This is a genomic window from Actinoplanes regularis (assembly GCF_900188005.1).
In the GTDB taxonomy this organism is placed as follows: Bacteria; Actinomycetota; Actinomycetes; order Mycobacteriales; family Micromonosporaceae; genus Actinoplanes; species Actinoplanes regularis.
This window is the reverse complement of record NZ_FZNR01000025.1, coordinates 45233-70817: the sequence shown is the minus strand read 5'-3', so window position 1 is coordinate 70817 and position 25585 is coordinate 45233. Positions and strand designations below refer to the sequence as shown.

Sequence of the window (25585 nt, the reverse complement as noted above, 5' to 3'; positions counted from 1 at the left end):
TCCGGCGCTGGACCGCGATCCCCGGACGCGGGCCGACGGTCACCCGACGCAGGCCGGCGGTCACCCGACGCCGGACGACGGTCACCCGACGCCGGACGACGGTCACCGGACGTGGGGTTCCAATCCCCGGCCCCGGGACGCCAGTTCCCAGACGTGGAACGACGCTCGCCCGACTTGGGGCGGCGACCCTCGGGCTTGTCGGCGCTCATTCGGTAACCGTGCCCAGCAGAGTGCCGGACGGGCCCGCGACGTGGATCGGGGCGTCAGCGGCCAGGTCACGGACCGCGGCGTGCCCGGCACCGTCCAGCGCCGAAGCCTCGGTGACGACCGCGGCCGCCTCGATCTTCGTCGCGCCGGAGGCCGCGGCCTGGGCCACGGCCAGCTGCAACGCGGTCACGGTGAGGCTCGGCAGCGCCACCGACGCCGCCGCGTAGGTGCGACCGTCCTGGTCACGAACCGCGGCGCCCTCGGCCCCACCCACCCGGGCACGGGAGCTGCGGGCCAGGGTGACCAGCTTGGCGTCCTCGGCGCTCAACGGGTCACCGTCCGCGCTCGGCACGGCGGTGGCGGCAAACGTCTGCTCAGGCATCAGCGGGAAGTCTTTCCTCGTTCTCGGCTACGTTCTCGTCGTTCTCCTCGGCACGCGGCTCCGGCCGCACCCGGCGCACCAGCACCGAGTCGATCCGGTTCCGCCGGCCGGAGGTGCCCTCGGCGATCAGGTGCAGGCCACCCAATTCGGCCGTGGCACCCGGGAGCGGCACCCGGCCCAGCGTCTGCGCCAGCAGACCGCCGACCGTCTCCACCTCGTCGGTGGGCAGTTCCACGCCGAACACGTCACCCAGATCCTCGATCGGCAGGCGCGCGGCGACCCGCACCGCGCCGTCCTGCAGATGCTCGATCGGGGGACGCTCCACGTCGTACTCGTCGGTGATCTCCCCGACGATCTCCTCCAGGATGTCCTCGATCGTCACCAGTCCGGCCGTCCCGCCGTACTCGTCGACCACGATCACCAGGTGGTTCCGGGCCGCCTGCATCTCCGACAGCAGGTCGTCGACCGGCTTCGACTCCGGTACGAACGTCGCCGCGCGCATCGCGTCGGCCACCGCCTGCGCGGCCGCCGCCGGGTCGCCGTTCTGCGTCCGCCGGATCACATCCTTGAGGTAGAGCACGCCCAGCACGTCGTCGACGCTCTCGCCGATCACCGGAATCCGCGAGAAACCCGAGCGCAGGAAGAGGTAGAGCGCCTGCTGCAGCGACTTCGCCGCCTCGATCCAGACCATCTCGGTTCGCGGCACCATCACCTCGCGGGCGATCGTGTCGCCGAGCGCGAAGACCGAGTGGATCATCTCGCGCTCACCGTGCTCCACCACGCCCCGCTGCTCGGCCAGGTCGACCAGCTCGCGCAGCTCCACCTGGCTGCCGAACGGCCCCTCCGGGAACCCCTTGCCCGGGGTCACCGCGTTGCCGATCAGGATCAACAGGGACGCCAGGGGATTCAGCACCCGGCCCAGCCAGCGCACCAGCGGCGCCGCGGCGCGACCGACCGCGTACGCGTGCTGCCGCCCGACCGTACGCGGCGCGACCCCCACCACCACGAAGCTGACCAGGGTCATCGCCCCGGCGGTGACCAGCGCGGCGGACCAGCCCACCCCCCAGCTGTCCACCGCGACCAGCGCCACCAGGGTGGTCGCGGTCAGCTCGCAGAGCAGCCGGAGCAGCAGCAGGAGATTGACGTGCCGCACCACGTCCGAGGCGACCGCGGCGAGCGCGCCCGCGCCCCGCTGCCCCTCTCGTTCCAGCTCGGTGGCCCGGGCCGCGGAGACGGTGGCCAGCGCCGCGTCGGTCATCGAGGCGAGACCGGCCAGCAGAACCAGCACGACCGCGAAAATGATCAGTTGCAGGTCCGGCAGATTGGCCGCGTCGGGGTCCACGATCAGCCGGCTCTACGCCCGGCGCGCCAGCTCTGCAGGAGCTTGTTCTGCAGGGCGAACATCTCCCGCTCCTCCTCCGGCTCGGCATGGTCGTAGCCGAGCAGGTGCAGGGCGCCGTGCACGGTAAGCAGGTGCAACTCGTCGGCGGCGGTGTGACCGGCCGCGACCGCCTGCTTGGCGGCCACCTCGGGGGCCAGCACGATGTCACCCAGCAACGCCGGCTCGCCGGTGCCGGACTCGCCCGGACCGTGGTCGACGCTGCCCTCGTCCATCGGGAAGGCGAGCACGTCGGTGGGGCCGTCGCTGCCCATCCAACGGTGGTTCAGCTCGGCCATGTAGTCGATGTCGACCAGCAGGATGGAGAGCTCGGCGAGCGGGTTGACCCCCATCTCGTCGAGCGCGTGCCGGGCAACCGCGAGGATCGCGTCGGTGTCGACCTCGACTCCCGACTCGTTGGCGATCTCGATGGACATAGTGGTGCAATTACCCCTTGCGAATCAGCGCCGACGCCCGGCCCGGCCGCTGGCGGCCCGCCCTGGCACGGCATGAACGGAATTTGCTGTCTGTTGCTCCTGCTCGGCGTCGAACCGCGCGTACGCGTCGACGATCTCCGCGACCAGCCGGTGCCGGACCACGTCGGAGCTGGACAGCTCGGCGAAGTGCACGTCCTCGACGTCCCGCAGGATCTCCCGGACCACCTTGAGCCCGCTGCTGGTGCCACCCGGCAGGTCGACCTGGGTGACGTCACCGGTCACCACGATCTTGGCACCGAACCCGAGCCGGGTCAGGAACATCTTCATCTGCTCGGGCGTGGTGTTCTGCGCCTCGTCCAGGATGATGAACGCGTCGTTGAGCGTCCGGCCACGCATGTAGGCCAACGGCGCGACCTCGATGGTGCCGGCCGCCATCAGGCGCGGGATGGACTCCGGGTCGAGCATGTCGTGCAGGGCGTCGTAGAGCGGTCGCAGATAAGGGTCGATCTTCTCGGTGAGCGTGCCGGGCAGGAAGCCCAGCCGCTCGCCGGCCTCGACCGCCGGCCGGGTCAGGATGATCCGGCTGATCTGCTTGGCCTGCAGCGCCTGCACGGCTTTCGCCATCGCCAGGTACGTCTTACCGGTACCGGCGGGGCCGATCCCGAAGACGATGGTGTTCTCGTCGATGGCGTCGACGTAGTGTTTCTGCCCCAGCGTCTTGGGCCGGATGGTGCGGCCCCGCCGGGACAGGATGTTGAGCGTCAGCACCTCCGCGGGGCGCTCGGAGGTGTTCTCCTCGAGCATCCGCAGGGTCCGGCGGACGGCGTCCACGCTGAGCGTCTCACCCTTCTCGATCAGCTCGATGAGCTCGGAGAAGAGACGCTCGACGGTGGCGTTGTCGGCCGGGTCGCCGGTGATGGTGATCTCGTTGCCACGGACATGCACGTCGCTGCTGACCGTGCGTTCGATGAGGCGGAGGATCTCGTCCTTGGCGCCGAGCAGGTTCACCATGATCTTCGGGTCGGACACCGAGATCTTGGTCTGCGCCCGCACCGGGCTGGACGAGCCCGTGCTGGAAGGGTTCGGCGTACCGGTCATAGGGCGGCCCTGCGGGCCTCCGCACCTGCTCTCATACTCGGTGTCGTCCCGGCTCGGGGCGGCTTGCTCCAGGATCGTGCCATCCTATCCGCTCGTCCGTGTCCCCGCCGATGCCATTATCGGCAGGCGGTTCCGCAGATCACCCTTCCGCCTCACCGAACGCGCCGTCGGACGCGAGGCCGCCGTCGAAGGCCTCCTGCACCCGGGCGAACCGGTACGTCGCCCAGTGCATCCGGACCACGGCGCCCGACTCGTCCCTGGTGAGCCTGAGCAGCTCACCGGTCTCGCGCCCGGAGATCGTACGCAGGACGTCGGGCTGGTCCGGAAGCGGCCGGAAAACCGCCGGCGGCCGGTCCGCCGGCGCCTCGGTCACCCGGGCCTGAAGCCGCCCGTCGTGCCACGCGAAGACGAACTCGGAGCCCTCGCTCCACCAGCGCCCCAGCGCCGACCGGTAGAGCGCCGGTGCCGGCGCCGCCGGCCGCCACGGCCGGATGTCGGCCGGGTCGTTCTCGACCGCGAGCCGCAACAGCTCGTGCACCAGCTCGTTCGTCTGCCCGGCGGTGCCGGACGAGCCGAGGACGGCGCAGCCCAGGCCACCCGGGTTACCTTCGCCACCCCGCCGACCGTAGACACCGGCCAGGAAGCCGGGCATGGCGCCGTCGTGACCGACGTGCACGACGCGCTTGCCGTCCGGGCAGAGGATCAGCCCGAGGCCGAAGCCGGCCGCCCAGAGCGATTCGTCGGTGGTGGTCAGCGGCCAGCGCATCTCCTCGACGGTGGCCGGGTCGAGGACCTTCTCGTCGGGGTTCACCAGGAACGCTGCCCACTTGGCCATGTCGGAGGCGGTGCTCCAGAGCTGCGCGGCCGGGGCGACGCCGCCGAGGTCGATCGCCGGCTCCGGGCGGGCGGCGTCGGAGTACGCGTCGACCAGGTAGCCCACGACCGCCTCGGCCGGCCGCTCGACCGTGGTGTGTTCGAGCCCGAGCGGGGCGAGGACGCGCTCGGTGAGGATCTCCGCCCAGGTGCCGCCGCGCAGCTTCGCGACGGTCTGGCCGAGCACGGCGAGACCGAGGTTGGAGTAGTGGTAGCGGCGGGCGTTGGGCAGCACCCGCTCGGCCCGGTCCAGCTCGGCGATCAGCCGGCCGGCGTCCGGGGTGATCAGGGTGTCCCACACGTCGCCGTACGGTTCGCGCTGGTAGCCGGCGGTGTGCGAGAGCAGCCGCCGGATGGTGGCGTCGCCGTGCGCGGGCACGTCGAGGTAACGGGAGACCGGCTGGTCGAGGTCGAGCAGCCCGTCGTCGCGGGCCTGCAGGACCAGCACGGCGGTGAACGTCTTGGTGACCGAGCCGATCCGGAAGCGGCTCTGCGGCCCGAGCGGATGCTCCGGGTTGCCGGACTCACCGACGGTGAAGATCCAGGGCTCGCGGTCCGCGCGGTGCAGCGCGACGCTGAGGGCCGGGATGCGGCCGTCGGCCTGGGCCTTGCGGGCGGCGCGCTCGTAGCGGGCGATCGAGGTGCTCACCTGCCGGCCAGCATGGGGCCGAGCGGCGCGCCTCCGAGGACGTGCGCGTGTACGTGGAAGACCTCCTGGCCGGCGTACTCGCCGGTGTTGAAGATGATCCGGAAGCCGTCGCCGGTCAGCCCCTCGATCTCGGCGACGGCGGCCGCGGCCGCCAGCACGTCGGCGGCGGCGGCCGGGTCGGCGGCGGCCAGCGTCACTACGTCGGCGTAGTGCCCGACGGGGATCACCAGGACGTGGGTCGGCGCCTTGGGATCGATGTCCCGGAAGGCGATGGTGGTCTCGGTGCGGTGCACGACGGTCGCGGGAATCTCGCCGGCGACGATGCGGCAGAACAGGCAGGAGTTGTCCACCTGTCGGATCTTATGCGGGCCGGATGTGGGCTTGAATGGGTCCCGGAATTCTGTTTCTTGCCGTTGGGAGCGCTCTCATATGACCGACATCGATCACCTCCTCGACCGGCTGACCCTGGACGAGAAGGTGAGTCTGCTGGCCGGACAGGACTTCTGGTCCCTGCCCGCGATCCCGCACATCGGCCTTCGCTCCCTGGTGATGTCGGACGGGCCGGTCGGCGTCCGGGGCACCGGCTGGGCACCGGACGACCCGTCGATCGCCCTGCCCAGTCCGACCGCGCTGGCCGCGTCCTGGGATCCGGCGCTGGCCGCCGAGGCCGGCCGGCTGCTCGGCCAGGAGGCCCGGCACAAGGGCGTGCACGTGGTGCTCGGCCCGACGGTGAACCTGCACCGCACGCCGCGGGGCGGCCGGCACTTCGAGTGCTACTCGGAGGATCCGCTGCTCACCGGCGAGATCGCAGCCGGTTTCGTGCGCGGCGTGCAGGAGCACGGGGTGGGCACCACGGTGAAGCATCTGGTCGGGAACGACTTCGAGACCGATCGCATGACCGTTGACGTGCGGATCCCGGAACGGGCGCTGCGGGAGCTTTACCTGGCGCCCTTCGAGCGGGTCGTCGAGGCCGGCGGCTGGGGCGTGATGAGCGCGTACAACAGCGTCAACGGGACGTCGATGGCGCAGAACGGCCGCCTGCAGGACGAGATCCTGAAGCGGGAGTGGGGCTTCGACGGGGTCGTCGTCTCCGACTGGCGGGCCGCCCGGGACACCGTTGGGGCCGCGCTCGGCGGCCTCGACATCGCCATGCCGGCGATGGACAACCCCTGGGGACCCCGGCTCGCGGAGGCGGTCCGCTCCGGATCCGTCCCCATCGAGGTCATCGATGACAAGGTACGCCGGGTCCTGCGCCTGGCCGCACGCGTCGGCGCCCTCGGCGACGCTCCCGTTCCCGTGGTCGCGCCCCTCGACGGTGACGAGGTCGCCCACCGGGTGGCGTCCCGCTCGTTCGTCCTGGCCCGTAACGACGGCACCCTGCCGCTCGCCGGCACCGATCCGGTCGTGGCGGTCATCGGCGCCCTCGCCCAGGACGCCCGGGTGCTCGGCGGTGGCAGCGCCCAGGTCGCCCCGCCGCACGTGATCTCCCCGCTGGACGGCATCCGTGCGGCCTTCGACAGGGTCGAGTACGCGATCGGGGCCGACCCCCGCCCGTTCCTCCCCGCCGCGCAGGGCCCGGGCTGGTCGGAGTTCCGGATCGACCTGGGCGCCTACCGGTTCGAAGTCCCGACCGGTGCCGTCCGCTGGCTCGGCGACCCGCCCGGCGGGCTGGCCGTGAACGACATCAGCCTCCTGGAACTGTCTACGACTTACACACCCGCCACGACGGGAGATCACGTCTTCGCGATCTCCGGCTTCGGCGCGTTCGAGCTGACTGTCGGTGATCAGAAGCTCTACCAGGGCTCGTTGCACCCGCCCGGCACCGGCCGCGCCGACCTGCTGCTGCACCCACGCGAGCAGCGCTTCACGGTCACCCTACCGGCCGGCGTACCGGTCGCGGTCACCCTGCGGCAGAGCTTCGAACCGGGCACGGCGCACTCGGCCGGCACCACGCTGGGCCACCGCCCGCCGGGGCCGGACGAGTCCGGCATGATCGCCGAGGCGGTCGCGCTGGCGGCCCGCTCCGACGTGGCCGTGGTGGTGGTCGGCACCACCGAGCAGGTCGAATCGGAGGGCTTCGACCGCACCTCGCTGGCCCTGCCCGGCCGTCAGGACGAGTTGGTCGCCCGGGTGGCGGCGGCGAACCCCCGGACGGTGGTGGTGGTCAACGCCGGGTCGCCGGTGCTGCTGCCGTGGGCCGAGGACGTGGCCGCGGTGCTGCTCACCTGGTTCCCGGGGCAGGAGGCGGGCGCGGCGCTGGCCGCGGTGCTGACCGGCGCCGAGGAGCCGGGCGGACGGCTGCCGACCACCTGGCCGCGGCGCGCGGAGGACTGCCCGGTGCTGGCGGTGGAGCCACGGGACGGGGCGCTCGCGTACTCGGAAGGGATCTTCATCGGTTATCGCGGCTGGACGGAGCGGCCGCTCTACGCCTTCGGCTCCGGGCTCGGCTACACGAGTTGGAGCTATGACGCCCTCTCCGCCTCGGCCACGGAAGCGGTCGTGACGCTGACCAACACCGGCGAGCGGGCCGGACGCGAGGTGGTGCAGATCTACCTGTCCGCGCTGGAGGACGACGAGATCGAGCGGCCGGAACGATGGCTGGCCGGTTTCGCGTCGGTCGAGGCTGTTCCGGGCGAGACGGTGACGGTCCGGATCCCGCTGCCGGAGCGCGCGTTCCAGATCTGGGACGGCGGCTGGAAGACCCCGCCCGGCCGGTACGCGCTGACCGCCGCGCATGCGATCGACGATCCGCGCCGGACCGTCGAAATCGGCTAGGACCGGCCCGGGCAGGGTTCGGGGCGGCGCGGAAGCGGTGCCGCCCCGAACCGTCCCGCTCGCCTACGTCGGAGCGGTAACGACGCGCGAACGGGGCCGGGTCCTCGGCGAGGTGGCGGAGAGTTGTCACCGGGTACGGCAACGGCGGGCCCGCCCCGGAGGCGTGGGTCTGGTGAAAGCCGCTGCGGGCGGCTGGGTTACCCGGCGGAGCTCGCCCCGACCTGCTCGGGTTGGCCGGACCCTGCGCTACGTCTCGGCGCGCGCCTATCGGCGAAGCTGTACCGGGAGCACCTGATGTCGCTCTCGCTGTATCGCGCATCGCCGCCCGAGCGGGCCTCGACGGCCGTCGACGACACGATCACCGTGGTCGAGGAGCACGGGGGCTCCGACGACTTCGTCATCCACACCGACGTGGCTATCGCCCGCCGGCGCTGAGCTACCAGCGGTTCAGGCGGGCGGAGAGGACCGCCAGGGCGGCCACACCGGCGGTCGAGGTGCGTAGGACCGCACTGCCCAGGCGGACCGGGACGGCGCCGGCCTCGCGGAACATGGTCACCTCAGCGTCGCTGATGCCGCCCTCCGGCCCGACGACCAGCACGATCTCCCCGGCATCGGGCAGGCGCGCCGTGGTCAGGCGCTCGGTGGCCTCCTCGTGCAGCACGAACGCCGCGGAGGCCTCGGCGAGCCGGGCCGTGACCTGCTTGGTGGAGCAGTCCGGCTCGCCGGCCACCCGGGGCAGCCAGGAACGGCGGGCCTGTTTGGCGGCCTCGCGGGCGGTCGCCGCCCACTTGTCGCGCGCTTTGAAACCACGGTCGCCGCGCCACTGCGTCACCGACCGGGACGCCGCCCACGGCACGATCTCGTCGACGCCGGTCTCGGTCATCGCCTGCACGGCCAGTTCGCCCCGGTCCCCCTTGGCGATGCCCTGAACCACGACCAGTCGCGGGTCCGCGGCGGCCTCCGAAGTCCGCTCGTTCAGCACGACGTCGACGCTGCCCTTGCCGACCGTGACAACCTCGGCATGCGCGGTCCCGCCCCGCCCGTCCGCGAGGATCAGCGCCTCGCCGACCCGCAGCCGCTGCACGGTGGCGGCGTGATGCCCCTCCGGCCCGTCCAGCGTGAACGACGATCCGACGGGCAGGCTCTCGACCAGGAACAGCGGCGCGGACACTCCCGCACGCTACCGTGCGACGTGCCCGCGCCTGCTGAAGGACGACCGGTCACGGCCGGAAGAACGCGGTCACGTCGTCGGCGAAGAGCTTCGGCTGCTCGGCGGGGAGGAAGTTGCCCCCGGCCGGCAGCTCGGTCCAATGCGTCACCGGGGCCTCCCGCTCGGCGAAGCGCCGCACGGTGATGTCGGTGACCCCGAGGGCGACGCCGAGCGGCACGGCGGATTTCTCCTTCGGCGCCCAGGCCGCCGGGTCATGCGCCGCCTCCCAGTAGGTGTTGGCGGAGGACCCGGCGGTGCCGGTGAACCAGTAGAGGCTGACGTTGGTGAGCAGCAGGTCCAGACCGATGGCGTCCTCGGGCAGCGCGGCCGCCGGGTCGGTCCACTCCTTGAACTTCTCGACGATCCAGGCCAACTGGCCGACCGGCGAGTCATGCAGGCCGAACGCGAGGGTCTGCGGCCGGGTCGACTGGATCGCCGCGAAGCCCATCCGGTCGTCCCGGAACTCCTGCAGGCGGCGCAGCCGATCCTGCTCGGCCTCGGTGAGCCCGTCCAGGTCGCCCGGATCGCCCGACGGGAAGGTGATGTGCCCGTTGACGTGCACACCGATCACCCTGCCGGGAGCCTGCCGACCCATCTCGACGGCGATCCAGGCCCCGCCGCCGGTGCCCTGCACCCCGTAACGCTCGTAGCCGAGGCGGGCCATGATCTCGTTGAGGGCGGCGGCGCTGCGAGCGGTGTTCCAGCCGGGCGCGGTGAGCGGGCCGGAGAAACCGACGCCCGGGTTGCTGACCAGCACGAGATGGAAGTGCGCCCGCAGCGCCTCGACCACCGGCAGGTAGAGCGCGAACGAGCCCGGCCAGTCATGGCTGATCAGCAGCGGGGTGGCGGCCGGATCCGCCGACCGGACGTGCGCGAAGTGCAGGGTCTGACCGTCGATCTCGGTCTGGAACTGGGGCAGCTCGTTGAGCCGCGCCTCGGCGGCCCGCCAGTCGAAGTCACCGGCCCAGTAATCGGCTAGCTCGCGCAGGTAGCCGACCGGGACGCCGCGGGCCCAGCCCTGGCCCGGGATCTCCGGCGTCCACCGGGTGCGGGTCAGCCGGTGGCGCAGGTCGTCCACGTCACTCTGAGCCACGTCGATGCGGAAGGGGCGGATCTGGGCCATGTCCTGCTCCTCGTCAGCGAGACCGATGCCGTTCCAACTTGAATTGGAACGGAACGCTTCGTTCCGGTTCAAGTGTAGCGCGTTCGGGATCGGAGCGGAATACTTCGTTCCGTTCCGCTAGGCTTGACCCTCATGAGGAGACCCGGCCGCGGCGAGCAGGCTGTCCGCAACAACGAGGCCATCCTGGTCGCGGCCCGCGAGATCTTCCTGGCCGATCCCCGGGCCCCGGTCGCCGCGGTCGCCGAGCGGGCGAAAGTCGGCATCGGCGCCCTCTACCGGCGCTACCCGGGCAAGGAAGACCTGCTGCGCACGCTCTGCCACGACGGGCTGAAGACCTTCATCGCGGAGGCCGAGCAGGCCGCCCTCGAGCCGGATGACTGGACCGCGTTCGCGACGTTCCTGCGCGGCGTCGTCCAAGCCGACGTGCACTCGCTGACCGTGCACCTGGCCGGCACGTTCACCCCGACCGAGCAGATGAACGCCGACGCGGAGCTGGCCGCCGACCTCGCCGCCGGGCTGATCGAGCGGGCCCGGCCCCACCTGCGGGCGGACATCGAGGCCGCCGACATCACCCTGTTGCTGGAGATGTGCGCGGCGGTGCGCCTGCCCGACGCCGCTCGCACCGGTGAGCTACGCGACCGCTGCCTGACCGTCCTGCTCGACGGACTGCGCACCGCCGGGCCGCTGCCGGGGCCGCCGCCGCGAGTGCTCGAACTCAACTGGCGCTGGCTCTCCACCTGACGGCCGCGAGAACCGGGGCCGCCGCCGCGAGTGCTCGAACTCAACTGGCGCTGGCTCTCCACCTGACCGCCGCCAGAACCGGGGCCGCCGCCGCGAAGTGCTCGAACTCAACTGGCGCCGGCTCTCCACCTCACGGCCGCGAGAACCGGGGCCGCCGCCGCGAAGTGCTCGAACTCAACTGGCGCCGGCTCTCCACCTGACGGCCGCGAGAAGCGGATCGCTGAGCGGGACGATCCGTCGTACCGGAAATCTCGAACCGGAAATGATGCAAGCCGAGAGACCGGACAAAGATTACTGAAACGCCGAGGGCGGCGGTCTTGAAAGACCGCCGCCCTCGGCAAAAATCCGGCTCAGTGACCGTTGAAGGCATCCCGCATACGGCTGAAGAAGCCGCCCTGCTTGCTCAGCTCGGCGATGTCCTCGCCGCGGGTCTTGGCGAAGTCGCGGAGCATCCGCTCCTGATCCGCGGTGAGCTTGGTGGGCGTCTTGACGTCCAGGTGGACGAAGAGGTCACCGCGGCCCTGGCCGCGCAGGTGCGGCACGCCCTTGCCCCGGATGCGCAGCGTGCTGGCCGGCTGCGTACCGGCCTTGACCTCGATGTTCTCTTCGCCGTCGAGGGTCTTGATGGTCATCCGGGTGCCGAGCGCGGCGGCCGTCATCGGCAGGGTGACCCGGCAGTGCAGGTCGTCGCCCTTGCGGGAGTAGACGTCGTGCGGCCGCTCGTGGATCTCCACGTAGAGGTCGCCGGCGGTGCCGCCGCCGGGGCCGACCTCGCCCTGCTGGGCCAGGCGGATGCGCATCCCGTCCTCGACACCGGCCGGGATCTTCACCGTCAACGAGCGGCGGGTGCGGATGCGGCCGTCACCGGCGCAGGTCGCACACGGGCTGGGGATGATCGTGCCGTGACCCTGGCAGTTCTGGCAGGGACGGGAGGAGACCACCTGGCCCAGGAAGGTGCGCTGCACCGACTGCACCTCGCCGCGACCACCGCAGACCTCACAGGTGGCGAGGTGGGTGCCGGACGCGGTGCCGGCGCCGGAGCACTGGGTGCAGAGCACCGCGGTGTCGACGGTGATCGGCGCCTCGACCCCGAAAGCGGTCTCCACCAGGTCGAGCTCGAGACGCAGGATGGCGTCGGCGCCGGGACGGGTCCGCGGTCGCGGGCCGCGGCTGCCGCCACCGGCCGCGGTGCCGAAGAAGGCATCCATGATGTCCTGGAAGCCGACGAACGGGCCGGCCCCACCGGGACCGCCGCCGGGCGCGCCACCGCCGGGCGCGAGCGGGTCGCCGCCGAGGTCGACCATCTGCCGCTTCTGGTCGTCGGAGAGGACCTCGTACGCCGCGTTGATGTCCTTGAACTTCTCGTGTGCCTCCGGATCGGGGTTTACGTCCGGATGGTATTGCCGAGCCAGTTTGCGGTAGGCGCGCTTGATCTCGTCGTCGGTGGCTTCCCGGCTAACGCCGAGAATTCCGTAGTAATCCTTAGCCACGGGGTTTGGAGTCCTCAATGTCTGCGCGGATCCGTCAATTCTGTGCCAACAGGTCGCCAAGGTAGCGTGCCACTGCACGAACAGTAGCGATGGTGCCGGGGTAGTCCATCCGGGTCGGTCCCAGCACGCCGAGTCCACCAACGATCGTGGCACCCGGGCCGTAACCGGTACTGACCACGGAGGCCGACCGGAGGTTGTCGATCTCGTTCTCGTCGCCGATCCGGACCCGGGTGGTTCTGGGCTCGAGGTCGCCAATCAGCTTGAGCAGGATGACCTCCTCCTCCAGCGCTTCGAGGACGGGTCGCAGCGTGCCCTGGAAGTCCAGCACACCCCCGCGAGTGAGGTTCGCCGTACCGGCGAGAGCGAGGCGCTCCTCACTCCGCTCGACGAGCGTCTCCAGCAGCACGGTGGCAAGGCAGACCATGTCGCCGCGGCGCTCGGGCGCGCACTCGTCGACGAGTTTCTGCACCAGGGGCGGGGTGTCGGCGAGCTTCTGGCCGGCCAGCTTCTCGTTGACCCGGCGGCGCAGCTCCCACACGTCACCGTCGGCCACCGGGCCGGGCATCTCGACCAGGCGCTGCTCGACCCGGCCGGTGTCGGTGATCATGACGAGCATCAGGCGGGTGGTGGAGATCGGGACGAGCTCCAGGTGACGGACGGCGGAGCGGGACAGGCTCGGATACTGCACGACGGCGACCTGGCGGGTCAGCTGGGCGAGCAGCCGGACCGTGCGATGCACCACATCGTCGAGGTCGACGACCCCGACCATGAAGCGCTCGATCGCCCGGCGCTCGGCCGGGCTGAGCGGCTTGATCCGGGTGAGCCGGTCGACGAAGAGCCGATAGCCGGCGTCGGTGGGCACCCGGCCGGCACTGGTGTGCGGCTGCCGGATGTAGCCCTCCTCCTCCAGCACGGCCATGTCGTTGCGCACCGTGGCCGAGGAGACGCCGAGCTGGTGGCGCTCGACCAGCGCTTTACTGCCGACCGGCTCGCGGGTCTTCACGTAGTCCTCGACGATCGCCCGCAGAACCTCGAGCTTGCGGTCATCCAGACTCATATGACCCCTCCCTCTGGCACTCCCGCGGACAGAGTGCCAGTCTACGTCGCCGCTGCCTGCAGCGCGATGATCGAAAGGACGGACCGTCCGGCGGTTCTAACGGTGGCGGATCCACCGAGACAGCCAGGACGGAACCGAAACAGTACGGCCAACCGCCGCAACCGGCCATAGCGACCGGCAGAACCGGGCGATAACGGCACATTGGCGGATCATCCGGCGCCACCCGTGGCGTCAGGCGATGACGTCGCGGATCACCGCGTCGGCCAGCAGCCGCCCCTGGAGGGTAAGCACGAGCCGGCCGGCCCGGTAGGCCTCCGGTTCCAGCAGCCCGTCCGCCAGCGCCCGGGCGGCGGCCGCGGCGTCGACCCTCGCCAGGGCGATGCCGTCGCGCAGCCGGACCCGGAGCATCACGTCCTCGACGTGCCGGTCCTCGGCGGTCAGCAGCTCCCGGCCGTGACCAGGGGAAACACCGTCGGCAAGGCGTTGCGCGTACGCCGACGGATGCTTCACGTTCCACCAGCGCACGCCACCGACGTGGCTGTGCGCGCCGGGGCCGAGACCCCACCAGTCCGCACCGGTCCAGTACAAGAGGTTGTGCCGGCACTCCGCGTCCCGCCTCGCCCAGTTGGACACCTCGTACCACTGGAAGCCGGCGGCGGCCAGCGCCTGCTCGGCGGCCAGGTAGCGGTCGGCCGCGACGTCGTCCTCCGGGTACGGCAGCTCGCCGCGGCGCATCCGGACCGCCATCCGGGTGCCGTCCTCGACGATCAGGGCGTAGGCGCTGACGTGGTCCACCCCGGCGTCGATCACGGTGCGCAGCGAGCGCTCGAAATCTTCCGCGGTCTCGCCCGGCGTCCCGTAGATCAGGTCCAGGTTGACATGCTCGAATCCGGCGTCGCGGGCCTCCTGGGCGGCCTGCGGAGCCCGGCCCGCGGTGTGCTTGCGGTCCAGAACCCGCAGTACGTGCTCGGCCGACGACTGCATGCCCAGGGAGATCCTGGTGAATCCGGCGCTTCGCAGCTCGCGCAGGTAGCTCGGCGAGACGGACTCCGGGTTCGCCTCGGTCGTCACCTCGGCGTCGGCGGCCAGTCCCCAGGTCCGGTCGACGCCCTCCAGGATCGTGCCGAGATCCCGGGCGCTGAGCAGGGTCGGCGTACCGCCGCCGACGAAGACCGTGTCGACCCGCCGGGGCTGGATCACCTTGGCCGCCAGGTCCAGCTCCCGCAGCACGGTCGCCGCGTACTCGTCCCGGCTCGCACCGCCGCCCAGCTCGGTCGCGGTGTACGTGTTGAAGTCGCAGTAGCCACACCGGCTGGCGCAGAACGGCACATGGACGTAGACCGCGAAACCGTTCCCGCCGACATCGCGGGTGGCTTCATCGGGAAGGGACCCGTCCACGGGAACGGGTTCACCATCAGGGAGTGCGCCGGCCATCCACCAAGTCTGCCTTAAGGTGCCGGACATGGATCTGGTCCGTACCGTCACCGAGGCCGGGGTGACCTCCCTCACGCTGGACAGCCCCGCCAACCGCAACGCCCTGTCCCGCGCCCTGATCACCGAGCTGCTGACCGCGCTCGCCACCGCGGCCGACGACCCCGCGACCCGGGTGGTGGTGCTCTCGCACACCGGCCCGGTCTTCTGCTCCGGCGCCGACCTGAAGGAGACCGCCGCCACCAGGCCGGGCGAGCGCCTGCCGGTCGAGCTGATGGCCGACCTGCTCGCCGCGATCTGGGAGCTGCCCAAGCCGGTGGTGGCCCGGATCGCCGGGCCGGCCCGGGCCGGTGGGCTGGGGCTGATCGGCGCCGCCGACATCGCGGTCTGCGCGCGATCGGCCACCTTCGCGTTCACCGAGGTGCGGCTCGGGGTGATCCCCGCGGTGATCAGTGCGACCGTGCTGCCGCGGCTGGCGCCACGGGCCGCCGCTGAGCTCTACCTGACCGGCGACGTCTTCGACGGGGCCCGGGCGGCGGAGATCGGACTGGTCACGGCCGCCGTGCCGGATGCCGAGCTGGACGCGGCGGTGGACGGATACTGCGCTTCGCTGATCCGCGGCGGGCCGCTCGCGCTGGCCGGCACCAAGGAGCTGCTCCGGCGTACGCGGTCCGAGTCGATCCGGTCCGAACTGGCCGATCTGAGTGACCGTTCAGCCGGATATTTCACCTCGGCGGAGGGGCGTGAGGGCGTTTCAGCACGTCGGGAGAAACGTGACCCGAACTGGATCCCGGCGTAGCCTCGATGATCTTCGTGCACTCGTTGTCTAGGCTTGGCGTCCAACGTCGAAGGAGGTGGGATACGAGTGAAATCAGTCATCGGGGTGTTCGCCTCCCTCGTTCTCATCGCCGTGGTCAGCGTGGTCGTCGTCCTGCATCGGAGCGGGGGCGGGATCAAACTGCCCCGGATCGGCCCGGAGTGCACGGTGCGCGCCGATGGCGAGGTCACTCTCGACTCGGTGCAGATGGCCAACGCGGCGACGATCACCGCGGTCGGTGTCCGTAAGGAGATGCCGGAGCAGGCGGTGGTGGTCGCCCTCGCCACCGCCTTCCAGGAGTCCAAGCTGGAGAACCTGGACGACGGCGACCGTGACTCGGTCGGCCTCTTCCAGCAGCGACCCAGCCAGGGCTGGGGCACGATCGAGCAGATCAAGGACCCGAGGTACGCGGCCGGCAAGTTCTACACCGCCCTGAAGAAGGTGAAGGGCTGGGAGAAGATGCGGGTCACCGACGCGGCGCAGAAGGTGCAGCGCTCGGCGTACCCGAACGCGTACGAGAAGTGGGCCGACGAGTCCCGGGTCCTGGCCCGCGCGCTGCTGGGCAAGGCCACCGGCGCGGTGGCCTGCACGGTCACCGGCGCCCCGGTGATCCGCGGCACGGACGCGGCGGCCGCCCTGATGGCCGGGCTCAAGCTGGACTGGGGCAAGAAGCTCGACTTCGCCAGCGAGGAAGCGGCCGGCCTGACGGTGTCGGTCAGCAACGTCAGCTCCGGCTGGCGGTACGCACACTGGCTGGTCTCGCACGCCTCGGCGACCGGACTCGAACGGGTACGTTTCGGCGACCTGGAGTGGCACGCCCCGGAAGGAAAGTGGCAGCAAGTAACCACGGCCGGCGAGCGCGACAACGGCCGAGTCGTCGCTGAAGTCTTCAGCTGACCACCACTGTCCGCAACTTTCGGTGACTAGTGGTAGTTGCGACCGCGTCTACCGGAAATCGCGCTGCGTATACCTCGACATGGACAGTCCGCAACCTCCCTGGTACTAAGTAGAGCGTGTTCTGGGGAGCGCTTGAATGGATCCTGCTGGGAGCGGGAGGCGTCGGCGCGATCGTCTACGGTGTGCGCCGCCATAGACCGGCGCGGAAGGCCCCGTGGTGGCTGCTCGCCGGTTCCCTGGCGGCGCTGGCCGCGGGCGACGCCAGTTACGCGTACCGCCAGATGGGCCTGGCGGACACGTTCTACCTGATCATGTTCGGCCTGACCGCCCTCTGCCTGCTGCAGTTCACGCGGGGCGGCCCGCTGCTCGGTGACCGGGTCCGGCTGATCGACCTGCTCGCGCTCGGCTGCTCGACGCTGCTGATCGTCTGGGTCTTCGTGATCGGCACGGACGGCCGGGTCGACATGGTCTCGCCGGCCGACGTGATCGGTGACCTGCTGCTGATCGGGGTGGCCGGCCGGCTGGTCGCCGCCGAGCGCCGCAACGTCGCGGCCTGGCTGCTGCTCGCCGGTGCGCTCGGCCTGCTCGCCGGTGACGTCGGCTATCCGCTGGCCCGGGGGCCGCTCACCGAGTCCGCGTACGTGGTGCTCTACACCTGCTGGGGCCTGGCCGCGCTGCACCCGTCGATGGCCCGGCTGACCGAACCGGCTCCGAACCGGCACAGCCCGTGGAAGGTCCGGTGGGCGGTCCTGCTGGCCGTCTCGGCCGCCGGACCGCCGACCGTCCTGTTGATCGAGGCGCTGCGCGGCGAGGTCGAGGACGGCCTGGTCATCGCCGTCACCGGTGTGCTCACCCTGCTGCTGACCATCACCCGGCTCGCCGACTCGATCCGCCAGCACAGCCAGGCGCTGACCCGCGAGCACGGCCTGCGCACCGCGACCGCGGCGCTGGTCGCGGCCGCGGACCGGCCGGCGGTCGACGCGGCGGTGCGGGCGGCGGTTGCCCAGCTCCTGCCACCCCATTCGGTACGCCGGGTCTCGCTCGCCGAAGAGCTGTCCCCCACCGAGCTCCCCCCGACACCGGTCGGCCCGGCCGCTCGCAGCTGGTGGCTGAAGGCCGCCGACCCGGACGATCGGACCCTGGTCTGCCCACTTCGACCGGAGCCGCTGGACGTGGCCCGGCCCAGCGGCGGGGTTCTGATCATCACCGGTCGGCGCGAGGCCCTGGTGGCCGGGCACGACGCGCTCGAGGTGCTGGCCGGCCAGGCCGCGCTCGCCCTGGATCGGATCAGCCTGGTCGAGGCGGTCGGTCGCCGGGACAGCGACCTCTACCTGCGTGCTGTGATCCGCAACACCGCGGACCTGATGGCCGTGATCGACGCCGACCAGCGAATCCGGTACGCCAGCCCGGCGCTGCGCGACCTGTTCGGGCAGGACGAGTTGCCCCCGCTGGCCACTCTCGACGAACTGCTCCACCCGGACGACCGGGCCACGGTGCGCGACGCGCTGCGTTCGCGTGGCGACGGCACCGTGCACTGTTCCCTGCAACGCGCCGACCTGACCCAGGTGCTGATCGAGCTGACCTATCGCGACCTGCGCGAGGACCGGCTCGTGCAGGGTCTGGTGGTGACGATGCGCGACATCAGCCGCAACCACGACTCGGCGGAGCGCCACCCGCACGCGGAACAGGGCGGCGAGATGCCGGCCTGGGTCAATCGCCGCAGCGCGCAGCAGCGTTTCCGCTATTGATAAACCCATTTCCCGTACGACACGAAAGGCGCCGGGCCTCGTGAGGAGATCCGGCGCTTCTCGATTTCCGGTGTTATCGGGTGAGGCCCCGTCGACCGGTCACGCCCACGGTGAGAGCGACACCGATCGCGGCAAGCACGACCTGGAAGAACAACTCGATCCAGTCGAAGCCCTTGGTGTCGGCGACACCGAAGGCCCGGGCCAGCACCGTGCCCAGCAGAGCCGCAACAACACCGATGACCATGGTCAGCCAGATCGGGATGTTCTGCTTGCCGGGTACGACCAGACGACCCAGCGCACCGATGATGAGACCGACGATAAGCGCGGTGATGATGCCGGTGACGGTCATTTGGGTTCCTCCTAGGGGGCGTGCTTCGTTCGGTTGCGTCCGTCGAGCCCCAGAGTTCCCGACCCCTCGAGAAATCAAACCGCCCTATTTTTTGGCGCCCTTCGGCTCCGCCGCCTCGGAGGTGGAGAGCGCGGCGATGAAGGCCTCCTGCGGCACCTCGACGCGGCCCACCATCTTCATCCGCTTCTTGCCTTCCTTCTGCTTCTCGAGCAGCTTCCGCTTCCGGCTGATGTCACCGCCGTAGCACTTCGCCAGCACGTCCTTGCGGATCGCGCGGATCGTCTCGCGGGCGATGATCCGGGAGCCGATGGCCGCCTGGATGGGCACCTCGAACTGCTGCCGCGGGATGAGTTTCTGCAGCTTGGCGGCGATCGTCGTGCCGTAGGTGTAGGCCTTGTCCTTGTGCACGATGGCGCTGAACGCGTCCACCGGCTCACCGTGCAGCAGGATGTCGACCTTGACCAGGTCGGCGACCTGCTCACCGGAGGGCTCGTAGTCGAGCGAGGCGTACCCCTTGGTCTTGCTCTTCAACTGGTCGAAGAAGTCGAAGATGATCTCGGCGAGGGGCAGCGTGTAGCGCAATTCCACACGTTCGGAGGACAGGTACTCCATGCCGAGCAGCGAGCCACGGCGGCTCTGGCACAGCTCCATGACGGCGCCCACGTACTCGTTCGGCACCAGGACCGTGGCGCGCACCACCGGCTCGTGGATCTCGGCGATCTTGCCGTTGGGGAACTCGCTCGGGTTGGTGACCACCGCCTCGTTCCCGTCCTCGGTGACCACCTGGTAGACCACGTTCGGCGCGGTGGAGATCAGGTCGAGACCGAACTCGCGCTCCAGTCGCTCGCCGATGATCTCCAGGTGCAGCAGGCCGAGGTAGCCGACGCGGAAACCAAAACCGAGCGCCGCCGACGTCTCCGGCTCGTAGGTGAGCGCGGCGTCGTTGAGCTTCAGCTTGTCGAGCGCGTCCCGCAGCGCCGGATAGTCCGAGCCGTCGATCGGGTAGAGACCCGAGTAGACCATCGGCTTCGGGTCCTTGTAGCCGCCGAGCGCTTCCTTCGCCGGACGGTTGTTGCCGGTGACGGTGTCACCGACCTTCGACTGGCGGACGTCCTTCACGCCGGTGATCAGGTAACCCACCTCGCCGACGCCGAGCGCGCCGGCCTTCTCCATCTCCGGCGAGGCGACGCCCAGCTCCAGCAGCTCGTGCACGGCACCGGTGGACATCATCTTGATCCGGTCGCGGGCCTCGATCCGGCCGTCGATGACCCGAACGTAGGTCACCACGCCCCGGTACACGTCGTACACCGAGTCGAAGATCATCGCGCGGGCCGGGCCGTTCGGGTCGCCGACCGGCGGCTTGAACTGCCGGACGATCTCGTCGAGCAGGTGGCCCACGCCGACGCCGGTCTTGCCGGAGACCCGCAGCACGTCCGAGGGCTCCACACCGATCAGCTTCGCCAGCTCCTCGGCGTACTTCTCCGGCTGCGCGGCAGGCAGGTCGATCTTGTTGAGCACCGGGATGATGTGCAGGTCGTTCTCCATCGCCAGGTACAGGTTGGCGAGGGTCTGCGCCTCGATCCCCTGCGCGGCGTCGACCAGCAGAACCGCGCCCTCACAGGCGGCCAGGCTGCGGGAGACCTCGTAGGTGAAGTCGACATGGCCCGGTGTGTCGATCATGTTGAGGACGGCGGAGTCGCCCTGCAGGTCGCCCTCGCGCACGGTCCACGGCATGCGGACGGCCTGCGACTTGATGGTGATGCCGCGCTCGCGCTCGATGTCCATCCGGTCCAGGTACTGAGCGCGCATCTGGCGCGGGTCGACCACCCCGGTGATCTGCAGCATCCGGTCGGCCAGCGTCGACTTGCCGTGGTCGATGTGGGCGATGATGCAGAAGTTGCGGATGCGGCTGGGATCGGTCGATCCGATCACATTCACGCCGGGGTCGAGCGGTCCAGGCACGGTCGTCCGTTCTTCTCGGGCTTGCTGGTCGGGTTCTGCGCGGCCGGCTTGCCCGCCGGCATAGCCCTATCGTCCCACGCCCGGATGGGCAAGTCCGATCACACCCGTTCGAGCGGCTCATGCGGACCCGGCGGAAGCTCGACGGCAACCGGATCCCCGGGACGAACCGTCCCACCGTGCAGCACAACGGCCATCACGCCGGCCCTGCGCACGACGTTCCCGTCCTCGTCCTGCCCGAGCACCTCCTTCAGCAGCCCCGGCCGGAATCCGTTGATCTGCGCGCACGGATTCCGCAGCCCCGCCAGGACCACCGCCGGCCGCGCGTCCTCCCCGGGATCCCGCTCCACGACCGCCGCGACCGCCGCCGCCGCTCGGGCCGTGGGCTCGTCCAGCTCCGCCGCCGCGGCCGCCACCAGGACGGCACGCACCGGGTCGGCACCATTCCCGGCCGCGCCCGCGCTCTTGCGCGGGCCGAAGCGCAGGACCGTGCCGCGTGGCAGGGCGAGCAGGTCGATCCCCCGGGTCGTGACGTTCTCCCCGATGCCGCCGGCGGGCACGTCGAAGCCCTTCCCCGCCACCTCGTCGAAGAGCTCGGCCTGGATCAGGTGCACCTGACGCAGGTTCGGCTGGCTCGGATCCGCCCGCACCCGGCTCCGATGCCGCACGTTGACCCCGGCGTGGATGTCCCCCTCCACACCCAGGCCCGCCACCAGGACGATCTCGTCCCGGTTCGGCTTAGTGAACGTGTAGGCGTCGTTCCGGCTGACCGCGACGACTGCTCCAGGCGCGCTCATGCCGCCGCCGACCGATTCGCTCGCAAGCTCGCTCATGCCCCGAGTCTCACCAACCGCCGTCGCCCTACCCAAACCGGTTCCCAGCCCGTGGCCGGCACGGCCTGCCGGATCAGTCCGGGGGCTCCAGGAACAGGGCGGACAGCCGCGGCAGCCGGCGCCGCATCTCGTCCTCGTCGTCGAAGTCCCACAGGTCGGCCACCTCCGGCCGGGTCCGTGGTCGCTCATCGGCCGGCAGCGGCTCACCGGTGGCCCGCGCATAGGCCTGGGCCGCGATACCCAGCACCTCCTCCGCCTCGAACACCGCGCCGGTGCTCGCCGCCTCCTTGATCACCACCACGTTGGCCAGCACGTCGGGTGACTGGACCGCGGCGGCCACCGCTTTCCGCCCGTGCGCGATCAGCCAGCCCCGGAAGGCGTCGAAGCCCGCCTCGTCGGCGCCGCTGTTGATCAGGTAGGCCGCGGCCCAGAGGTCCTCCGTCCCGGAGGCCACCATCACCTTGTCCAGGTGGCGGCCCCAGGCGACGATCTCCTCCGGATCGCGCGTGGCCAGATCGGCGACGGCGCGCTCGGCCACCTCGGCGGGGGACGCCGGCCGCGAGGCGGTCGCGCGGTCGATGACCGCCCAGAAATCGTCGGTTCGCATGCACGCGATCCTGCCAGTGCCGTACGACAGTTTTCCGGCGACACGGTCGCAGCAGGTCCGGTCACCGACGGCAGGATGGGCTCATGCGGCCGATCACCCTGCCCGACGTTCCGTACGACTCCACCGCCGTACGCCCACAGTGGTCTGATCTGCCGGCAACCGTGCGCGAAGCGATCGCCGCGCACCTCGGCGCCCCGGTCTCCGCCGCGCGCAGCGCCGGCGGCGGGTTCACCCGGGCCTTCGCCGCTGTCGTCCAGACCGAGGCCGGGACCAGCGCGTTCGTGAAGGCGGCAGCGCTGAGCGACCCCACCTCCCAGTGGTACGCCCGGGAGGCCGCCATCACCGCGGCTCTGCCACCGGAGGTGACAGCCGCCCGCCCGCTCTGGACGATGACCGAATCTGATTGGTTCGTGCTGTGCCTGGAGACGGTCGACGGCCGCCTCCCGGCACTCCCCTGGTCCCAGGCCGATCTCGACACCACCCTGCGCACCTGGTCGGCCGCGGCCACCGCGCTCGCCTACCCGTCCCCACAGCTGCTCGCCGCCGGCCTGCCCAGCCTGCCGCGGATCCTGCGCGACGAGATGTCCTGGTGGTCGCTGATCGCCAAGCGCCGCGAGCCGATGCCGGAGCCGGCCCGGCAGACGATCGCGCCCAGCCGGCTGTCCGAGCTGGCCGGGCTGGAACGCGCACTGCCCGAACTGGCCGCCGGGGACGGGATGCTGCACGGTGATCTGCGACTGGACAACGTGCTGATCGACCGGGACGGCCGGGCCTGGCTCTGCGACTGGACCTGGCCGTGTCTCGGCGCGCCCTGGTTCGACACGGTCACACTGCTGGTCAGCGCGTACGCCAGCGGCCTGGAGACGGACGCGGTGCTGCGGGCCTGGGGAGCGCCGGACGAGGGTGTGGACGGCGCGTTGGCGGCGCTCTCCGGGTATTGGCTGGTCAGGGCCGGCGGAGGGCCGAGCAGTGCCTCCCCGCACAGCCGCCAGCACCAGCGTTTCAGCGGCCTGCAGGCGCTCGCCTGGCTCGCCGAGCGCCGGGGCTGGGACACCACGCCCGAGAAGCGCCGCTGGCTCCGCCGCTGACCACGCGGCCGCCGCGTGATCGGGCGCGGGCAGCGGAGCCGTTTTGGCGGCTCGGAGGCGTGCTGGTAATCTGATACCTCGCGTGTGGTGACACGCTGTTGTTTCCTGTACCGGCCTGGCCGGGTGAGACGGCCGCGCGGTACCCATTCGTTGAGACCATTTTCCGAACTAGTCAGGACAAGGCTGTCGCGTGGCGAACATCAAGTCCCAGATCAAGCGCAACCGGCAGAACGAGAAGGCCCGTCTGCGCAACAAGTCGGTCAAGTCGTCGCTGAAGACCGTGATCCGCAAGCTCCACGAGGCGAGCGACACGGGCAACGTCGAGACGGCGACCGCCCTGCTGCGTGACGCCTCGCGTCAGCTGGACAAGGCTGTCAGCAAGGGCGTCATCCACAAGAACCAGGCGGCCAACCGTAAGTCGGCCATCGCTAAGAAGATCGCCTCGCTGTCCGCCTGATCCTCTCGGATCAAATCGGCGGCCGCACGGCCGCTGGCTCCGCCCGCCGGCGGGCGGGCAGAACGAGCAAAAACCGGGCATCGCGGGACCCTCACGGTCCACGCGGTGCCCGGTTCGTTTTCATTCAGGGGTACGACCTACGCCTGCTCGCCCGCGGTTACGCGTCCCGCTCCCACCGCCGGAAAGGGTCCCCGTCACGGAGACCCTTCAGCGAACCGTACAGCGCAGCCGACTACTCGTAGCGCCGCATCGCGGACTGCCGCGCCATCTGCTGCCGCACGTCGAGGTCCTCCGTCCACGGCCGCCGCACCGGCGCGGTGTTCACCACCGGCCCCATCGGCTGCTGCTGCTCAGCCCCCGCCGGGAATCGAGCCTCCGGTGGCGCCTCGACCGCTCGCCCCGACCGCCCGTACCCGTTCTCCTGGGGGAACCAGACCACCCCGGTCGACCGTGCCCCGGTTTCCACCGGCGGCGGCGCCGGCGACGCCGCCCGCGGCGGCGGCCAGTCCTCCGCGTGCCCGCCGGTCCGGGGCCGATGGGTGTGCCGCTCGACCAGCTCGGGCCGGTGCACCGCAGCCCGGGCCGCGACCGGCTCCGCCGCCGGCGGGGTCAGCCACCCGGCCACCAGGTCGTTGAACTTCACCATCGCCGCCACCGCCATCGGCAGCACCAGCACACCCCACCAGCTCACCAGCTCGGCCAGGGCGAGCAGGGCGCCGAGCGCGACCGCGCCCTCCAGGAAGACGAAGCAGAGCAGCCCGCCCGGGCTGAGATGGCGCAGGCGCAGCATCCGGGCGTACAGCGGCTGATGTGCCGCGCCCGCCCGCCGGGACCGAACCGTCCGGGTCATCGAACTCCACCGCCTCGCCGTGCCGCCGCGACCGCGGAGACGGCCCGCTCCAACGCGTACCCACGATCCTCGGCACCGCCCTTGACCGCCGCGTTGCAGTCGGCGGCCGCGCGCATCGCGTCGACCAGGCCCTCGGGCGTCCAGCCGCGGCTGCGCTCCTGTGCCTTCTGGATCTTCCAGGCCGGCATGCCGAGCGTGCTGGCCAACTGGTACGGATTCCCCTTGCCGGCCGACGCCACCCGCGCCACGGTCCGCACGCCGTCCGCCAGGGCATCCGAGATCGGCACCGGATCGACGCCGACGTGCAGCGCCCAGCGCAGCGCCTCGAGCGCGCCCGGCAGGTCGCCGATCATCGCGGCGTCCGCCACCGTGAAGCCGCTGACCTCGGCCCGTCCCTTGTAGTAGCGGGCCACCACCGCCTCGGTCACCTTGCCGTCGGTGTCGGCGAGCAGTTGCGAGCAGGCCGCGGCGATCTCCCGCAGGTCGTTGCCGACGGCGGCGAGCAGCGCGGACGCGGCCGCCTCGTCGCATCGGCCGCCGGCCCGGCGGAACTCGTCGCGGACGAAGCCGATGCGCTCCCGGTCGTTCTTGAGTTTCATCGCCGGGATGACGGTGGCGCCGGCTTTGCGCAGGCCGTCGGCGAACGCCTTGCCCTTGGCCCCGCCCAGGTGGGTGACGATCAGCGTGACGTCCGGGTCGGGACTCTTCGCATACGCCAGCAGGGCGGCGGCGAGTTCCTTGCGCGCGTCCTGGCCGTTGCGCAGCGCCAGCACCCGGTGCCCGCCGAACAGTGACGGGCTGAGCATCTCGGCGACCTCGCCGGCGGCGAGCTGGCCGGCTTCGTAGTCCCGGACATCCGCGCCGGGGTCGGCGGCTCGGGCCGCCTCCACCGCCGCGGCGACGGCACGGGCGGCGAGCAGTTCCTCATCACCTTGGACGAGCAGCAACGAGGGTGGTGGCGCGGCGTTCACGCCCGACATCGTCGCACGTCCGACCGACAGTCCGGCGAGGCTCACTCTTTGGCGCAGCCGCACCGATCACTGAATGCGAAACCAGACATATAGCCACGCAAGCATGCTTCGCCTGCCCTGACCTGCGACGTCGAAGCGGTTCGGGCCGGACGATCCGC

The 25585-nt window shown here is 71.0% G+C and carries 25 protein-coding genes; 8 read left to right on the top strand and 17 right to left on the bottom strand.

Annotated elements, in window-relative coordinates; translation table 11 throughout:
- Window positions 1-205: 205 nt before the first annotated feature.
- From CHC09_RS38410 to CHC09_RS38385, 6 genes are all read right to left on the bottom strand, one after another.
- Window positions 206-589 (bottom strand): cytidine deaminase, encoded by a 384-nt coding sequence (locus CHC09_RS38410; protein WP_089298196.1) that lies wholly within the window; start codon window positions 587-589, stop codon window positions 206-208.
- The gene (locus CHC09_RS38405; RefSeq protein WP_089298195.1) at window positions 582-1937 is read right to left on the bottom strand and encodes a hemolysin family protein; all 1356 of its coding nucleotides are present in this window, start codon (window positions 1935-1937) and stop codon (window positions 582-584) included. Before CHC09_RS38405 ends, CHC09_RS38410 begins: the two co-directional genes overlap by 8 nt.
- A complete protein-coding gene (ybeY, locus tag CHC09_RS38400) occupies window positions 1934-2404 on the bottom strand; it encodes an rRNA maturation RNase YbeY (RefSeq protein WP_089298194.1) in 471 nt (156 codons plus the stop codon). The genes CHC09_RS38405 and ybeY overlap by 4 nt, the downstream gene beginning before the upstream one ends.
- A gap of 24 nt (window positions 2405-2428) precedes the next feature.
- Window positions 2429-3502, bottom strand: a complete 1074-nt coding sequence (locus CHC09_RS38395; RefSeq protein WP_089298193.1) for a PhoH family protein — start codon at window positions 3500-3502, stop codon at window positions 2429-2431.
- 139 nt (window positions 3503-3641) lie between these two features.
- Entirely contained in the window at window positions 3642-5024 is a 1383-nt protein-coding gene (locus CHC09_RS38390) for a serine hydrolase domain-containing protein (RefSeq protein ID WP_089298192.1), read from the bottom strand.
- Window positions 5021-5374, bottom strand: a complete 354-nt coding sequence (locus tag CHC09_RS38385) for an HIT domain-containing protein (protein WP_089298191.1) — start codon at window positions 5372-5374, stop codon at window positions 5021-5023. The genes CHC09_RS38390 and CHC09_RS38385 overlap by 4 nt, the downstream gene beginning before the upstream one ends.
- A gap of 79 nt (window positions 5375-5453) precedes the next feature.
- On the opposite strand from CHC09_RS38385, the gene CHC09_RS38380 reads away from it, so the two are divergent.
- Window positions 5454-7799, top strand: coding sequence for a beta-glucosidase family protein (locus CHC09_RS38380; RefSeq protein ID WP_089298190.1), 2346 nt, complete (start codon window positions 5454-5456; stop codon window positions 7797-7799).
- A gap of 294 nt (window positions 7800-8093) precedes the next feature.
- A complete protein-coding gene (locus tag CHC09_RS46840) occupies window positions 8094-8234 on the top strand; it encodes a hypothetical protein (protein WP_179277452.1) in 141 nt (46 codons plus the stop codon).
- A gap of 1 nt (window position 8235) precedes the next feature.
- On the opposite strand, the gene CHC09_RS38375 is transcribed toward CHC09_RS46840, so the two are convergent.
- Window positions 8236-8970, bottom strand: coding sequence for a 16S rRNA (uracil(1498)-N(3))-methyltransferase (locus tag CHC09_RS38375; protein ID WP_089298189.1), 735 nt, complete (start codon window positions 8968-8970; stop codon window positions 8236-8238).
- Between the two features lie 49 nt (window positions 8971-9019).
- Window positions 9020-10132 (bottom strand): epoxide hydrolase family protein, encoded by a 1113-nt coding sequence (locus CHC09_RS38370; RefSeq protein WP_089298252.1) that lies wholly within the window; start codon window positions 10130-10132, stop codon window positions 9020-9022.
- A 132-nt stretch (window positions 10133-10264) separates the two neighbouring features.
- Here CHC09_RS38370 and CHC09_RS38365 point away from each other — a divergent pair, with 132 nt between their 5' ends.
- Window positions 10265-10873 carry a TetR/AcrR family transcriptional regulator gene (locus CHC09_RS38365; protein ID WP_089298188.1) on the top strand — a complete coding sequence of 203 codons (609 nt, stop codon included), beginning with the start codon at window positions 10265-10267 and terminating at the stop codon, window positions 10871-10873.
- Window positions 10874-11223: 350 nt separating this feature from the next.
- On the opposite strand, the gene dnaJ is transcribed toward CHC09_RS38365, so the two are convergent.
- The 3 genes from dnaJ to hemW form a co-directional block, all read right to left on the bottom strand.
- Window positions 11224-12363, bottom strand: a complete 1140-nt coding sequence (dnaJ, locus tag CHC09_RS38360; protein WP_089298187.1) for a molecular chaperone DnaJ — start codon at window positions 12361-12363, stop codon at window positions 11224-11226.
- A gap of 34 nt (window positions 12364-12397) precedes the next feature.
- On the bottom strand, window positions 12398-13420 hold the full coding sequence (gene hrcA, locus CHC09_RS38355; protein WP_089298186.1) for a heat-inducible transcriptional repressor HrcA: 1023 nt from the start codon (window positions 13418-13420) through the stop codon (window positions 12398-12400).
- Window positions 13421-13651: 231 nt separating this feature from the next.
- Window positions 13652-14854 (bottom strand): radical SAM family heme chaperone HemW, encoded by a 1203-nt coding sequence (gene hemW, locus CHC09_RS38350; protein ID WP_179277451.1) that lies wholly within the window; start codon window positions 14852-14854, stop codon window positions 13652-13654.
- A 28-nt stretch (window positions 14855-14882) separates the two neighbouring features.
- On the opposite strand from hemW, the gene CHC09_RS38345 reads away from it, so the two are divergent.
- The 3 genes from CHC09_RS38345 to CHC09_RS38335 all read left to right on the top strand — a co-directional run bounded on the left by CHC09_RS38345 (window position 14883) and on the right by CHC09_RS38335 (window position 18313).
- Window positions 14883-15650, top strand: coding sequence for an enoyl-CoA hydratase-related protein (locus CHC09_RS38345; RefSeq protein WP_089298184.1), 768 nt, complete (start codon window positions 14883-14885; stop codon window positions 15648-15650).
- 60 nt (window positions 15651-15710) lie between these two features.
- Window positions 15711-16565: a hypothetical protein gene (locus tag CHC09_RS38340; protein ID WP_179277456.1), complete on the top strand. Its 855-nt coding sequence runs from the start codon at window positions 15711-15713 to the stop codon at window positions 16563-16565.
- 116 nt (window positions 16566-16681) lie between these two features.
- Complete coding sequence (locus CHC09_RS38335) at window positions 16682-18313, top strand: PAS domain-containing protein (protein WP_089298182.1); 1632 nt, start codon at window positions 16682-16684, stop codon at window positions 18311-18313.
- 73 nt (window positions 18314-18386) lie between these two features.
- Here the strand turns inward: CHC09_RS38335 and CHC09_RS38330 are convergent, their stop codons facing one another.
- From CHC09_RS38330 to CHC09_RS38315, 4 genes are all read right to left on the bottom strand, one after another.
- Window positions 18387-18662: a GlsB/YeaQ/YmgE family stress response membrane protein gene (locus tag CHC09_RS38330; protein WP_089298181.1), complete on the bottom strand. Its 276-nt coding sequence runs from the start codon at window positions 18660-18662 to the stop codon at window positions 18387-18389.
- An 84-nt stretch (window positions 18663-18746) separates the two neighbouring features.
- A complete protein-coding gene (gene lepA / locus CHC09_RS38325) occupies window positions 18747-20624 on the bottom strand; it encodes a translation elongation factor 4 (protein ID WP_089298180.1) in 1878 nt (625 codons plus the stop codon).
- A 98-nt stretch (window positions 20625-20722) separates the two neighbouring features.
- A complete protein-coding gene (locus tag CHC09_RS38320) occupies window positions 20723-21454 on the bottom strand; it encodes an MOSC domain-containing protein (RefSeq protein WP_239138810.1) in 732 nt (243 codons plus the stop codon).
- A 73-nt stretch (window positions 21455-21527) separates the two neighbouring features.
- Complete coding sequence (locus CHC09_RS38315) at window positions 21528-22061, bottom strand: DUF4240 domain-containing protein (RefSeq protein ID WP_089298179.1); 534 nt, start codon at window positions 22059-22061, stop codon at window positions 21528-21530.
- Between the two features lie 83 nt (window positions 22062-22144).
- Here CHC09_RS38315 and CHC09_RS38310 point away from each other — a divergent pair, with 83 nt between their 5' ends.
- Window positions 22145-23149: a phosphotransferase gene (locus CHC09_RS38310; RefSeq protein ID WP_089298178.1), complete on the top strand. Its 1005-nt coding sequence runs from the start codon at window positions 22145-22147 to the stop codon at window positions 23147-23149.
- Between the two features lie 190 nt (window positions 23150-23339).
- Complete coding sequence (gene rpsT, locus CHC09_RS38305) at window positions 23340-23606, top strand: 30S ribosomal protein S20 (RefSeq protein ID WP_089298177.1); 267 nt, start codon at window positions 23340-23342, stop codon at window positions 23604-23606.
- Window positions 23607-23838: 232 nt separating this feature from the next.
- Here rpsT and CHC09_RS48145 read toward each other — a convergent pair whose 3' ends face one another.
- Both CHC09_RS48145 and holA read right to left on the bottom strand, forming a co-directional pair.
- Window positions 23839-24456 (bottom strand): hypothetical protein, encoded by a 618-nt coding sequence (locus tag CHC09_RS48145; protein ID WP_239138811.1) that lies wholly within the window; start codon window positions 24454-24456, stop codon window positions 23839-23841.
- Window positions 24453-25436: a DNA polymerase III subunit delta gene (gene holA, locus CHC09_RS38295; RefSeq protein WP_089298250.1), complete on the bottom strand. Its 984-nt coding sequence runs from the start codon at window positions 25434-25436 to the stop codon at window positions 24453-24455. The genes CHC09_RS48145 and holA overlap by 4 nt, the downstream gene beginning before the upstream one ends.
- Window positions 25437-25585: the final 149 nt, after the last annotated feature.